Raw genomic sequence first — 13,018 nt, forward strand, 5'->3', positions numbered from 1 at the left:
AAGTAAAGGAGGACAAAAAACAAAGGAAGTGAAATATTTGTATACACCAGATGAAATTTTAAGTATCAGTATTGAAAATGGTCAGAAAAAAATTCAAAAGCCTTTGGTAGCAAAACTCATTTTAGGATTTATCGGCGGGGCTATGATTTCCCTCGGCTATTTGGCTTATGTGCGTGTTTCCGCCTCTATTCCAGCAGATTTAGCCAGTGTTCAAGCTTTAGTGGGAGCTGCGGTTTTCCCAATTGGTCTAATTGTTATTTTAATGGCTGGTGGTGAGTTAATCACAGGAAATATGATGGCGGTGAGTACGGCTTGGTTTGCTAAAAAGGTCTCTTTCAGAGAATTACTCGTGAACTGGGTCACAATCACATTGGCAAATATGGTTGGCGCCCTATTTGTTGCCTATTTTTTTGGTCATTATTTAGGTTTAACCAGTAGCGGTGCCTATTTAAATCAGGTTCTTTCTCTTGCAGAACATAAAGTTGCAGCAACTTGGCTTCAAGCAATTATTTCAGGTATTGGCTGTAACTGGTTCGTAGGTCTGGCCTTATGGCTTTGTTATGGTGCGAAAGATGCAGCGGGGAAACTATTAGGCATCTGGTTTCCAGTAATGATTTTTGTTGCAATTGGCTTTCAGCATAGTGTGGCGAATGCATTCATCATTCCAGCCGCAATTTTTGAAGGCGGCGTTCAGTGGGGAGACTTTTTCCGTAATTTTATTTTTGTTTATTTAGGTAATATCATTGGTGGTGCCATTTTTGTTTCTGGCTTTTACTATTTAAGCTATCGCAAACATTAAATCCATTTAGCAGATAAAAACCTGCACAAAGGCTAAATGCCTTTGTGCAGATTTTTTCTTTTTAAACAAAAAGGAAAACGGTTGAAAAATTATTGCTAGATTTTTAAAACAATGTTACATTAATGTTACAAAAAGATTTCTGGAGGTAACGAAAAATGAAAAAAATTGCTTTGTTCAGTATGTTAACGTTCAGTGTATTGTCTTTAAGTCTAGCAGGATGTGGAAACAAAAAAACAGCAAGCACAAATGATTCTAAGCCAAAGCAAGAAACAAAGAAAGCCACGCAAAAATCCTCTAGTCAACAAGAAATGAAAAATAGTCATTCGTCTGTCGCGGGTCAAAATTCTAATGTGGCAGGGGAAAATCCGTCAGAAAATGTCACGCAGCCTTCTGCAGGAACTGATGAAACGAATGAAGTCCCTCAAAACCAAGCACCTGATACAAACATTACAATTACCAATGTTGTTTTCAATCCTGAAAGAAATGAAATTAATGGTACTACATTACCTAATGCAACCATTACAGCAACGGTAGTCGGTGATGCTTCTGCACAAGCAGGTGTTTTTTATGCGGATGCCAATGGCAATTTTACAGTAATTAGTCCCAGAGCGGGAGCGACTACTCAATTAATCGCAACCGTTGATCAACGGAATAGTGCACCTGTCCAAATTGATATTCCAAGTTCAGGACAAGAAGCAGCGCTTTCTTTTAGCAATATTACGATTGATCCGAAACAAGGGACAATTTCTGGTAAAACAGCACCGAATGCAACTATTTTAGTGTCACGTGCAGATGATGCGCGGGTGATTTTAGCAAGTTTTACTGCGGATGCCCAAGGGAATTTCACAGCCAGTAATTTAGTTCCCGGCACAAAAAATCGCTTAGATGTTACGTTAAATGGAGAAATAGGGACACCTTACTTGTTTGATTTACCAAATTAAAATAGAAGAGAAGTGATCAAAGCCACCAACGCTAGTTAGCGTTGGTGGCTTTGATGGTTTAAGCTTCTTCTTTTTTATGATTGCGGATATGTAAATAGATGGTATTTTTTGAAATACCTAATCGATCGGCAATCTTTATGACAGAATCTTTGAGATTAAAAATTCCTTGATCATATAAACGAATAACAATTTCTTTATTTTGATTCAAATGTGATACATTTGGATCGCTTTCTACTGCTTGTTTTACTTTTGTCAGTGAAGTAGTGATTAATTCGTCAATATTGTCAGAAAAATGTTCAGAATTTTTAAGCTCTTGGGACATATCATTTTGTTGTCCTGAAGGTAATAAGTCTTGCAAGTAATCAATTAATGGCATTTCTAAATGCATATTGATACAGATCAATCCAATAATACGATCATTTTCACCGATAACTGGAATGGTGGAAGATTTTAAAATAACCCCTTTTTGATTTTTATTGTAGTAGGGTTTCACAGCGTAATCATGTTCCGACTCTACTTGACTTAACATTTTTAACGCCATATCAGTAATGGGGGCACCTTCCTTGCGGTTACTGAAATGGCCATTGATGACTTTGATAGCTGAACTTTCCAAATTTTCTAAACTATGAAGAATGACTTCATGGGTACTACCAAAGAAGTTCCCTAATCCATCAAGCATTAAGGCATGTGAATGTAAGATTTGTTTATCTACTTCACTTAAACGTAAATATGACTCCAAGTGATATCCTCCCCTACACTGAAATTAATTTTAGTGTAATACTTTTTTAATGGAAAAGCAATAAGATTCTTTACGTTAAAAAAATACATTGACTAAACTTTTGTTTAGTCGTATACTCTGAATGTGGAATGAAATTTTTGTTACTCATTGTACTTTAGTTCATCGAAATGCTCGCTCATTCTTTCACTTGTTGAGCAATAAAAATTTTATTCAGGAGTACCATCCGTTATAAAAAAATATAGTTGGAGGCAAAGAAATGAAAACGTTATCAGGAATCTTGATGTTAGTCTTAGTTTTATGTGGCATGTCCCTATTCTCTTTTAAAGCACCGCGAGGGAAAAAATCTTTAAGTGCTTTGTCTGGTGCAGCTTGTGCCACCTTTCTACCAGAGGCATTTTTGCGGTATGCAGTAGGCGGCGTTTTTCATTTAGATTATGTGTCGCAAATTGGTGAAACTATGGGTAGTCTAGGTGGTTTAGCAGCTGGAGCTCTTGTGCCGCTCGCTTTCGGGATTAGTCCAGTTTTTTCAATTATTTTAGGTCTGTCATTGATTAAAGTCAGCTTGTTACCAGCCTTTATTACCGCATATCTTTTATCTTTTGTTGTTGAGCAGATGCAAAAACGTATTCCAGAAGGGATTGACTTATTAGTCGTTATTTTAGTCATTCCAGTCGCTGCTTCGTTAGTTGCTGGTTTTATTCAACCCGTTGTATTAGGTGTCCTAGAAGTTATTGGGGGCACGATTTTAAGTGCAGTAGATGGCAATCCATATGTGATGGGCGCAATTTTAGGTGCTATTATCCCGATTGTTGGTATGACACCGTTAAGTTCAATGGTTTTAACTGCCTTGATTGGTTTGACTGGTGTACCAATGGCTGTCGGTGCGTTGACTTGTTACGGCAGTTCCATTGTCAATGCGGCGCTATTTAAAAAGTTAAAACTAGGCACAGCTTCAACCCCGTTAGCTGTGGCAATTGAGCCATTAACACAAGTCGATATCATCAGCTCCAATCCAATTCCTATTTACGCAACGAATTTAATTTCAGGAATGGTTAGTGGTATTGTAGTGACTTTCTTTGGCTTAAAAGTACCTGTGACAGGAATGGCAACGCCGTGGGCTGGTTTACTTGTGACATTAGGTAACAATGCCATTCAAACGACTTTACTAGCAGTAGCGATTATCACAGTGGTCAGTCTGATGTTTGGATTTTTAGGTGCGCTGGTCTTTAAACGTTACAGAATTGAAGCGGTGGATAATACACCAGAATTTGAAGGAACGACGGAAGTAACCAGTGAAAAAGAAGCAGTAAAAACCAAAGGAGGAGTTACGTATGAACACAGCTATGGCCATCAATAAACCTAAAAAAGTGAACAAAGTAATGAACTACAAAAGTTGTTTTGACATTATCGGTCCTATTATGATTGGTCCTTCTAGTTCGCATACAGCTGGGGCCTTAGCGATTGGCTTAGCGGCAAGAAAGTTATTCGGCGGAACGCCAGAAAAAATTGTGATTAAATACTATGAATCTTTTGCAGACACGCATAAAGGACATGGAACTGATTTTGCAATTATTGGCGGAATTCTTGGACTAGCAGCAGATGATGCCAACGTAACACAATCCATTGAACTTGCGGAAGAACAAGGAATTGAGATTCAATTTTTAGAAATGAGTGAAGAAAGTCCAGTGAAGCATGCTAATACAGCATGTGTGACACTCTGTGATGCAACGCACGAAATTCATTTAACAGGAATTTCTGTAGGTGGCGGCACTATCGAGGTGAAATACATTGAATTAGACGGTTTCAATGTCCAACTACATGGTCCTTTACCTATTTTGTTAGTCATTAATCAAGAAGAGCAGGCGATGCAAGCTTTTAAAGATACGTTACAAAAAAATAATATTCAAGTGAATGCGGTGTCTCGTTATGTGGAAGGGAATCAAATTTTATTCATCTTTGACTTAGATTCGGCACCAATTTCCTCGGTGAAAGAACAACTGTTTTCACTAGATGACACATCGAAAATAATCTTATTATGATAGGAGTTTGACATATGTACCTTTCGATTGAAGAATTTATCGATAAAGCTGAAAAAACAGGAAAAAAAATCTCTGATTTAATGATTGAGCAAGAAATGGAACGTAGCCAAAAAAGCTATGAAGAAATTTGGACACAGATGGGTCAAAATTTGGATGTCATGGATGCTGCTGTCAAACGCTCGCAAGAAGGAGCAGGCGTTTTTTCTCCTACTGGGTTAACGGGCGGTGATGCAGCGCGTTTAAAAAAATACCGCGCAGCTGGCAAAACGTTATCAGGTGATTTAATGATGTCTGCAGTTCAAGCCGCACTAGGTACGAATGAAGTCAATGCAGCAATGGGCGTTGTTTGCGCAACGCCAACTGCTGGTGCAAGTGGCACCTTACCAGGGGTTTTAACAGCGATTAAAAATACCTTGAATTTAACGCGTGATCAACAAATTCGTTTCTTATTTACCAGTTCTTTATTTGGAATGGTCACAGCCAACAATGCGATGATTGCTGGTGCTGTTGGTGGATGTCAAGCCGAAGTAGGCAGTGCTTCAGCGATGGCCGCCGCTGCAGCTGTTGAAGCGGCTGGCGGAACACCACGCCAATCTTCTGAAGCTTTTGCTATGGCTTTAGGGAATTTATTAGGTTTAGTTTGTGACCCAGTGGCTGGGTTAGTCGAAATTCCTTGTGTCAAACGAAATACAGTAGGTGCAGGCAATGCGTTAATCGCTGCAGATATGGCTTTAGCTGGAATTGTAAATAAAATACCAGCAGATGAAGTGGTGGAAGCCATGAATAAAGTCGGCCGTCAATTACCACGAGAATTGAGAGAAACGGGTTTAGGTGGCTTAGCTGGCACAGCGACTGGCCAACGAATGAAGAATGAAATTTTTGAAAAAGTAAAATTCACCATTGTTTAAAATTTAATCATGAAGAGGGAAATAAGATGCTGGATATGAAAAAAATTCGCCAAAATGTAGAAGTGGTACAGAAAAAGTTAAAAACACGTGGTGTGGACGAGGAAGTTTTATTACGCTTTTTGGCTTTAGATGAAGAACGGAGAGCGTTACTTGTTAAAGTTGAAGAACTGAAAAAACACCGTAATCAGGTGTCAGGAGAAATTGCACAATTAAAGCGTGCACAAAAAGATGCTTCACAACAGTTGCTAAATATGCAAGAAGTTAGCGAGCAAATTAAAGTTTTAGACCAAGAAGTTGTTCATTTGCAAGAACAATGCACAGCAATTGCAGAACGTCTGCCTAACTTACCTCATGAGAGCGTACCTGTTGGCGCAGACGAAGCCGCCAACGTAGAAGTTCGGCGGTGGAGTACGCCGAAAACTTTTTCATTTGAACCGAAACCACATTGGGAAATCGGTGAAGCCTTAGGAATTTTAGATTTTGAAAGAGGCGCGAAAGTATCTGGTAGCCGTTTTCTTTATTACAAAGGCTTAGGGGCTCGTTTAGAACGAGCGGTCTATAATTTTATGTTAGATCAACATGTTAATGAACATGGTTATACCGAGGTGATTCCTCCTTATTTGGTCAATAGCAAAGCAATGTTTGGCACTGGTCAGTTTCCTAAGTTCAAAGAAGATGTCTTCCAAGTTGCAGAAAGTGATTTGACGCTGATCCCCACAGCGGAAGTCCCATTAACTAACTACTATAATAATGAAATTTTAGATGCGCAAGAGTTACCGATTTATTTCACTGCTTTAAGTCCTTCTTTTCGCTCGGAAGCGGGTAGTGCAGGTCGTGATACCCGAGGATTAATTCGTTTACACCAGTTCCATAAAGTAGAAATGGTTAAATTTAGTGATGCAGAACACTCCTATGAAGAATTAGAAAAAATGACCAACAATGCTGGAGACATTTTAGAAAAATTGGGCCTCCCTTATCGAGTGATTACTCTTTCGACAGGTGACATGGGCTTCTCGGCAGCGAAAACCTATGATTTAGAAGTTTGGATTCCGGCACAGAAAACGTATCGAGAAATTAGTTCTTGTTCAAACTGTGAAGACTTCCAAGCACGTCGGGCGTTGATTCGTTATCGTGATAAAACGGGTCATGTTCAATATGCCCACACTCTTAATGGGTCAGGACTTGCTGTTGGTCGAACAGTGGCTGCCATTTTGGAAAATTATCAAAATGAAGATGGCACCGTAACGATTCCAGAAGTTCTACGTCCTTATATGGGCGGTTTAACGAAAATAGATTAAAAAAGAAGGTTGATGTCACAACATCAACCTTCTTTTTTTATTCGTTAAATCCGTTAACCAATGCCCAATTTCTTGAAAAACTGTAGCTTTTTCCGTTTCTAATAAAATTTCATGACGCAATGTGGGAAATAGTCGTAACGTCACGTGCTGAAAACCTGCATGCTTTAATTGCTTTTGAATTTTCGCTGGCCCCTTGCTGAAATCACCAACTGGGTCTTCAGCGCCACTAATGATTAAAATAGGCAATTCTTTTGGGATCGCTTGGTACCAATTCCTTTGATTGGCTCGTTTAACAAGCGAAAAAAGGGTAGCAAAACCATTATTGGTAAATACGAAGCCCATTAATGGGTCATTTTCATAGTCAGCGACATTGGCTTGATTTTTAGAAAGCCAATTAAAGGAACTTGCTTCAGGAAATTTTTTACTAAAAGAACCAAATGCCAGCTTATCAATGAACGGAGCTGGTTTTTTCGGCTGTTTCTCGGCCATTTTTTTAATAAAAGGCAATGCTGCGGTTAAAGGTAACGGACTTGTTCCAGTGCCCATGAAAATGACTCCTTGCACAGTCACAGGATAGTCTTGCAGATAGTTGCGCAAGGCGAAAGACCCCATGCTGTGACCCATCATAAAATAGGGCAATTGTGGATAGCGATTCACAGCCCATTGTTTCACTTGATGAATATCTGTAACGACATTTTCAGGCCCTTGTTCTCCAAAAAAACCATAGATTGGTGCGCTTGGTTGTACAGATTCGCCATGACCTAGATGATCATGACCAATTACGGCAAACCCTAATTGATTTAAAAAACGAGCAAATTCATCATAACGTTGGATATGCTCTGCCATGCCGTGAATCAATTGAACTACGGCTTTGGGTGAAGGACAGGGCCAATGACGTACATTGAGCTGAGTTTGTTGATCGTTTGAAGTGAGTATGAATTGTTCAGTCATAAGAAACCCTTTCTTTGCTTTTTGATTATTATACAAAAAAAAGACGGTGTTCAAAAGAAAAACTCATGAGAAAACGCCTCAGCTTTCACTGAGACGCCTTTTTTTATTTATCTTTAATAAAAATAGCAATGATGTCAAAAAATAGTCGATTTTACTAAGTGATGAATTATGGGTGGTACAAATACTGCTGGAAATAGTTGTTAACTTCAAGGGCATCTTCTTTATTTTTTGAAAGAATTAAGATGGTATCATCCCCAGCGATGCAGCCCAAGATATGAGGGTTGTGGATACGTATGCGATCAATTAAAACCCCAATGGCTTGCCCGTTGCCAGGTAAGACGGTTAAAAGATTTGTGAACTCTATTTGTGTTAAAGAAACACCAGTTTCAATAATAATGTCAACAAGACGTTCTTCATCTGTTTTATATTTTGGACGAAGGGCAGAATTATTCAAGATACGATAATAGGCTTCTCCTTGACCATTGTCTACTTTGTTTAAATTCAGCTCACGAATGTCACGAGAAATAGTTGCTTGTGTGGTGTGAATATTTTCTTTTTCCAATAATGCTAGTAATTCACTTTGTGTATGGATTTCATTTTCTGTGACCAATCGCTTAATCATCGTTTGGCGTTTTAATCGGTTCATTACTTTCCTCCAGTTCAGTTAATCATGCAAAAAAACATCATTGCTGTTATTTAAAACGGTGCCAGTAATTCCCTAAAATCACTGTACAACGTTTTACTAAATTGTGCAAGTCTCACTTTTTTAATGCGAAATATCCGACAAAGTCAATGCGAACCTTTTAACTAAACGACCCTTTTTCTATTCTAATTAGAGAGATTCTGCTAGTATTGCTTTGTAAATGTCTGGAGGAAGGGTGTTATTTGTGAATAAGCAAACACGCCAAAGTTTGATTAAAGAAATCATTCAAACAACTGTAATTCATAGTCAAAATGAGTTGTTAAGAGAATTAAAAAAGCGCGAGATAAATGTCGCACAAGCAACGATTTCACGGGATTTATGGGAATTAAAAGTCGTCAAAGCATTGGATGAGTGTGGCGAGATGCGGTTAACGATTTTTGAACAATTCACTTCTTTAGAAGAACGAAAAAAAGAACAGTTGATACAAGCAATTCGTGAGGTAGTGACCAAAGTTGAACGTGTCGCCTTTTTACTAGTGGTTCATACATTACCAGACAACGCAACATTGTTTTCAGCTGTACTTGATGAAGTGTCTTTGTGTGAAAAGAAATGTTCTGTCGCTGGCTTCGACACTGTTATTATTGTTTCATCATCCGAGGAAAAAGCACAAGAACTAGAGCAGTATTTTCAACAATTTATTCAGCCAACACCTTTGTCAAAAAGTAACGCATAAAAGGAAGGGAACCAGAAGTCGTTTTGACTTCTGGCTCCCTTACTTTTACCTCTATAAGATTATAACTTTATGAAATGCATGGAGAAATAATTTTTTTTGAATAAATGCATTTTTTTTTATTTAATTATGCATTATTTTTTTAGAATATCTATGAAAGCGCATTCTTTTAGGTTGAAAATATGCATAAGAAAGAATACCGTTGTATATTTGGTATTTTATTTGGCAAATGGCTCACGTCCTAGGTTAATCAGGTCTGTTATTCTGTGTTTGTAATTAAGTTGAGGAGGTTATTTCACATGAGTCATCCAATTAATGTATTTTCTGAAATCGGGAAATTGAAAACAGTGATGTTACATCGTCCAGGTAAGGAATTAGAAAATTTAATGCCAGATTATCTGGAGAGATTGTTGTTTGATGATATTCCGTTTTTAGAAAAAGCACAAGCAGAACATGATGCATTTGCAGAGTTGTTACGATCAAAAGATATCGAAGTGGTCTATTTAGAGGACTTAGCTGCTGAAGCGTTGATTAATGAAGAGGTCCGCCGACAATTTATTGACCAATTCTTAGAAGAAGCCAATATTCGCAGCGAATCAGCAAAAGAAAAAGTTAGAGAGTTAATGTTAGAAATTGACGACAACGAAGAACTGATTCAAAAAGCGATTGCAGGCATTCAAAAACAAGAATTACCTAAATATGAGCAAGAATTTTTAACAGATATGGTTGAAGCGGATTATCCATTCATTATTGATCCAATGCCTAACTTATACTTCACGCGTGATAACTTTGCGACAATGGGGCACGGGATTTCTTTAAATCATATGTATTCAGTAACTCGACAACGGGAAACTATTTTTGGGCAATACATTTTTGATTATCATCCTCGTTTTGCTGGAAAAGAGGTTCCTAGAGTCTATGATCGTTCAGAATCAACCAGAATTGAAGGTGGCGATGAATTAATTCTTTCAAAAGAAGTAGTGGCCATTGGGATTTCTCAAAGAACGGATGCCGCGTCAATTGAAAAAATTGCGAGAAATATTTTTGAACAAAAATTAGGGTTCAAAAATATCTTGGCTTTTGATATCGGTGAACATCGTAAATTCATGCATTTAGATACCGTTTTTACCATGATTGACTATGATAAATTTACGATTCATCCAGAAATCGAAGGTGGTTTGGTTGTTTACTCGATCACTGAAAAAGCAGATGGAGACATCCAAATTACAAAAGAAAAAGATACATTAGATAACATTTTATGCAAATACTTGCATTTAGACAATGTTCAATTAATCCGTTGCGGCGCTGGAAATTTAACAGCAGCAGCCCGTGAACAATGGAACGACGGTTCAAATACATTAGCAATTGCCCCTGGGGAAGTTGTTGTTTACGATCGGAATACGATTACGAATAAAGCGCTAGAAGAAGCAGGCGTGAAATTGAATTACATTCCAGGAAGTGAACTAGTACGTGGCCGTGGTGGCCCTCGTTGTATGAGTATGCCACTTTACCGTGAAGATCTTTAAAAAACACCCAAAAATAGGAGGAATCATCATGAATTCAGTATTTCAAGGACGTAGTTTATTAGCAGAAAAAGATTTTACAAGAGCAGAATTAGAGTATTTGGTAGACTTCAGTATTCACTTAAAAGAATTGAAGAAAAAAGGGATTCCACATCACTATTTAGAAGGAAAAAATATCGCTCTTTTATTTGAAAAAACTTCGACACGGACACGCTCTGCATTTACTACAGCAGCGATTGATTTAGGGGCACATCCTGAGTATTTAGGCGCCAACGATATTCAATTAGGTAAAAAAGAATCTGTTGAAGATACAGCGATTGTTTTAGGTAGTATGTTTGACGGGATTGAGTTCCGTGGGTTTAGTCAAGAAGTAGTGGAAGATTTAGCGAAATATTCTGGTGTTCCTGTTTGGAATGGTTTAACGGATCAATGGCATCCAACACAAATGATTGCGGACTTTATGACAGTGAAAGAAAACTTTGGTCGTTTAGAAGGAATCACTTTAGTATATGTCGGCGATGGCCGTAACAACATGGCAAACAGCTTGTTAGTGACAGGTGCTATTTTAGGCGTAAATGTTCGCATTTGTGCACCAAAAGAATTGTTCCCTTCTGATGAAGTCGTTAATTATGCAAAAGAATTTGCGAAAGAATCTGGTGCAGAATTAATGATTACAGACGACGTTGCTAAAGGTGTTAAAGGAGCCAACGTGTTATATACAGACGTTTGGGTGTCCATGGGTGAAGAAGATAAATTTGAAGAACGTGTCAATCTGTTGAAACCTTATCAAATTAATATGGCTATGTTAGAAAAAACCGAAAACATGGATGGCGATTTAATCGTATTACACTGTTTGCCAGCCTTTCATGATACGAAAACACAATACGGTGAAATGGTTGCTGAAAAATTTGGCATTACTGAAATGGAAATTACGGATGAAGTCTTCCGCAGTAAATATGGTCGTCAATTTGAAGAAGCAGAAAACAGAATGCATTCTATTAAAGCGATCATGGCAGCTACTTTAGGCAACTTATTCATTCCTCGTGTGTAGGAAGCAACTGAAAAAACATTGAAAAAAGAATAGTTGTTTCGCCCTTTAAGAGTTTCTTTTGAAGGGCGGCCTATTCTTTATTATGATAGGAAAGAAGGATTTGTAATGGGGAAAAAAATGGTCGTTGCACTAGGCGGAAATGCCATCCTTTCAAATGATGCTAGCGCACATGCACAACAGCAAGCATTAGTTCAAACATCTGCCTATTTAGTTCATTTAATTAAACAAGGGCATCGGTTGATTGTTTCACATGGCAATGGTCCACAAGTCGGTAATCTATTATTGCAACAACAAGCAGCTGATTCTGAAAAAAATCCAGCGATGCCGCTAGATACGTGTGTTGCTATGACACAAGGAAGTATCGGCTACTGGTTGTCCAATGCGCTTAATCAAGAATTAAACAAAGCAGGAATCAAGAAACAAGTGGCTACTGTTTTAACACAGGTGGTCGTAGATCCAGCAGATGAGGCATTCAAAAATCCAACAAAACCGATCGGTCCATTTTTAACAGAAGCTGAAGCCAAAGAAGCAATGCAAGCAGGTGCTATTTTTAAAGAAGATGCAGGACGTGGCTGGCGCAAAGTCGTTCCAAGTCCTAAGCCAATTGATATCCACGAGGCTGAGACTATTAATACCTTAATAAAAAATGATATAATTACCATTTCATGTGGTGGTGGCGGCATCCCTGTCGTAGGACAAGAATTAAAAGGTGTCGAAGCAGTAATCGATAAAGATTTTGCTTCTGAAAAACTGGCAGAATTAGTGGATGCGGATGCACTAGTTATTTTAACTGGCGTGGATTATGTGTGTATTAATTATGGCAAACCAGATGAAAAACAATTAACCAATGTCACTGTAGCAGAGTTGGAAGAATACAAACAAGCGGGTCATTTTGCACCAGGTAGTATGTTACCGAAAATTGAAGCCGCCATTCAGTTTGTAGAAAGCCAACCCAATAAACAAGCAATTATCACTTCTTTGGAAAACTTAGGAAGTATGAGCGGCGATGAAATCGTAGGAACGGTTGTGACAAAATAAAGTATAGTATTTAGGAGAATTAAGATGATGATAGAGAAAATAATCACTAAAAATAATCAAGATTTTCAATACTTTTCTGAATCAGAACTAACAGAATTGCGCAACGAGAGTTTCGTTCGCTCCTATAAAAAAGGCCAAGTCCTTTTTTATCCAGGTGATCCGAGAAATCATTTAATTTTATTGGTTTCAGGTGTCATTAAAATTGAAAAAAATGATCGCAGTGGTAATTTTTCCTATCTGCATTTTATGAAAAAGCAGGCTCTTTTTCCGAGAATCGGACTGTTTCAAGATGAGGTTCATTACGACTCCGCGATTGCCTATACGGATATTGAGGTTGTGTTTGTGCCAGTTAAACTGT

14 protein-coding genes are annotated in these 13,018 nt (G+C 38.1%); 11 read left to right on the forward strand and 3 right to left on the reverse strand.

Going from position 1 to position 13,018, the window contains the following annotated elements; all coding sequences use genetic code 11:
- Positions 1-37 precede the first annotated feature (37 nt).
- Together KQI94_RS13525 and KQI94_RS13530 are read left to right on the forward strand one after the other, a co-directional pair.
- On the forward strand, positions 38-799 hold the full coding sequence (locus KQI94_RS13525; RefSeq protein ID WP_002389593.1) for a formate/nitrite transporter family protein: 762 nt from the start codon (positions 38-40) through the stop codon (positions 797-799).
- A gap of 155 nt (positions 800-954) precedes the next feature.
- The gene (locus KQI94_RS13530) at positions 955-1,740 is read left to right on the forward strand and encodes a hypothetical protein (RefSeq protein ID WP_002390354.1); all 786 of its coding nucleotides are present in this window, start codon (positions 955-957) and stop codon (positions 1,738-1,740) included.
- Positions 1,741-1,798: 58 nt separating this feature from the next.
- Here the strand turns inward: KQI94_RS13530 and KQI94_RS13535 are convergent, their stop codons facing one another.
- Positions 1,799-2,419 carry a PAS domain-containing protein gene (locus tag KQI94_RS13535; protein WP_002383467.1) on the reverse strand — a complete coding sequence of 207 codons (621 nt, stop codon included), beginning with the start codon at positions 2,417-2,419 and terminating at the stop codon, positions 1,799-1,801.
- 316 nt (positions 2,420-2,735) lie between these two features.
- Here KQI94_RS13535 and KQI94_RS13540 point away from each other — a divergent pair, with 316 nt between their 5' ends.
- Genes KQI94_RS13540 through serS form a run of 4 tightly spaced genes read left to right on the forward strand, consistent with a single transcriptional unit; the run spans position 2,736 to position 6,724 of the window.
- On the forward strand, positions 2,736-3,836 hold the full coding sequence (locus KQI94_RS13540) for a PTS sugar transporter subunit IIC (protein ID WP_002368593.1): 1,101 nt from the start codon (positions 2,736-2,738) through the stop codon (positions 3,834-3,836).
- Complete coding sequence (gene sdaAB / locus KQI94_RS13545; protein ID WP_002390353.1) at positions 3,823-4,518, forward strand: L-serine ammonia-lyase, iron-sulfur-dependent subunit beta; 696 nt, start codon at positions 3,823-3,825, stop codon at positions 4,516-4,518. The genes KQI94_RS13540 and sdaAB overlap by 14 nt, the downstream gene beginning before the upstream one ends.
- A 14-nt stretch (positions 4,519-4,532) precedes the next feature.
- On the forward strand, positions 4,533-5,426 hold the full coding sequence (gene sdaAA, locus KQI94_RS13550) for an L-serine ammonia-lyase, iron-sulfur-dependent, subunit alpha (RefSeq protein WP_002356122.1): 894 nt from the start codon (positions 4,533-4,535) through the stop codon (positions 5,424-5,426).
- A gap of 26 nt (positions 5,427-5,452) precedes the next feature.
- Complete coding sequence (gene serS / locus KQI94_RS13555; protein ID WP_002356123.1) at positions 5,453-6,724, forward strand: serine--tRNA ligase; 1,272 nt, start codon at positions 5,453-5,455, stop codon at positions 6,722-6,724.
- 15 nt (positions 6,725-6,739) lie between these two features.
- Here the strand turns inward: serS and KQI94_RS13560 are convergent, their stop codons facing one another.
- Both KQI94_RS13560 and KQI94_RS13565 read right to left on the reverse strand, forming a co-directional pair.
- The gene (locus KQI94_RS13560) at positions 6,740-7,711 is read right to left on the reverse strand and encodes an alpha/beta hydrolase (protein WP_002390352.1); all 972 of its coding nucleotides are present in this window, start codon (positions 7,709-7,711) and stop codon (positions 6,740-6,742) included.
- A 130-nt stretch (positions 7,712-7,841) separates the two neighbouring features.
- Positions 7,842-8,321: an ArgR family transcriptional regulator gene (locus tag KQI94_RS13565; RefSeq protein WP_002356125.1), complete on the reverse strand. Its 480-nt coding sequence runs from the start codon at positions 8,319-8,321 to the stop codon at positions 7,842-7,844.
- A gap of 217 nt (positions 8,322-8,538) precedes the next feature.
- On the opposite strand from KQI94_RS13565, the gene KQI94_RS13570 reads away from it, so the two are divergent.
- The 5 genes from KQI94_RS13570 to KQI94_RS13590 form a co-directional block, all read left to right on the forward strand.
- Positions 8,539-9,051, forward strand: a complete 513-nt coding sequence (locus KQI94_RS13570) for an ArgR family transcriptional regulator (RefSeq protein ID WP_002390351.1) — start codon at positions 8,539-8,541, stop codon at positions 9,049-9,051.
- A gap of 296 nt (positions 9,052-9,347) precedes the next feature.
- Complete coding sequence (gene arcA, locus KQI94_RS13575) at positions 9,348-10,574, forward strand: arginine deiminase (protein ID WP_002356129.1); 1,227 nt, start codon at positions 9,348-9,350, stop codon at positions 10,572-10,574.
- 25 nt (positions 10,575-10,599) lie between these two features.
- Positions 10,600-11,622 carry an ornithine carbamoyltransferase gene (gene argF, locus KQI94_RS13580; RefSeq protein ID WP_160747730.1) on the forward strand — a complete coding sequence of 341 codons (1,023 nt, stop codon included), beginning with the start codon at positions 10,600-10,602 and terminating at the stop codon, positions 11,620-11,622.
- Positions 11,623-11,727: 105 nt separating this feature from the next.
- On the forward strand, positions 11,728-12,660 hold the full coding sequence (gene arcC, locus KQI94_RS13585; RefSeq protein WP_002356132.1) for a carbamate kinase: 933 nt from the start codon (positions 11,728-11,730) through the stop codon (positions 12,658-12,660).
- Positions 12,661-12,684: 24 nt separating this feature from the next.
- Positions 12,685-13,018, forward strand: a 334-nt coding sequence (locus KQI94_RS13590; protein WP_216454510.1) for a cyclic nucleotide-binding domain-containing protein, incomplete at its 3' end; no start/stop codon positions are given.

The sequence above is a fragment of the Enterococcus sp. S183_ASV_20 genome (assembly GCF_018919685.1).
Classification (GTDB): Bacteria; Bacillota; Bacilli; order Lactobacillales; family Enterococcaceae; genus Enterococcus; species Enterococcus faecalis.

Bases quoted from the DNA above. Each gene is read 5' to 3' on its own strand.
- sdaAA (WP_002356122.1), top strand. From the start codon at position 4,533: ATGTACCTTTCGATTGAAGAATTTATCGATAAAGCTGAAAAAACAGGA.
- KQI94_RS13540 (WP_002368593.1), top strand. From the start codon at position 2,736: ATGAAAACGTTATCAGGAATCTTGATGTTAGTCTTAGTTTTATGTGGC.
- sdaAB (WP_002390353.1), top strand. From the start codon at position 3,823: ATGGCCATCAATAAACCTAAAAAAGTGAACAAAGTAATGAACTACAAA.
- KQI94_RS13570 (WP_002390351.1), top strand. From the start codon at position 8,539: ATGTCTGGAGGAAGGGTGTTATTTGTGAATAAGCAAACACGCCAAAGT.
- KQI94_RS13530 (WP_002390354.1), top strand. From the start codon at position 955: ATGAAAAAAATTGCTTTGTTCAGTATGTTAACGTTCAGTGTATTGTCT.
- KQI94_RS13535 (WP_002383467.1), bottom strand. From the start codon at position 2,419: ATGCTTGATGGATTAGGGAACTTCTTTGGTAGTACCCATGAAGTCATT.
- KQI94_RS13565 (WP_002356125.1), bottom strand. From the start codon at position 8,321: ATGAACCGATTAAAACGCCAAACGATGATTAAGCGATTGGTCACAGAA.
- serS (WP_002356123.1), top strand. From the start codon at position 5,453: ATGCTGGATATGAAAAAAATTCGCCAAAATGTAGAAGTGGTACAGAAA.
- arcA (WP_002356129.1), top strand. From the start codon at position 9,348: ATGAGTCATCCAATTAATGTATTTTCTGAAATCGGGAAATTGAAAACA.
- arcC (WP_002356132.1), top strand. From the start codon at position 11,728: ATGGGGAAAAAAATGGTCGTTGCACTAGGCGGAAATGCCATCCTTTCA.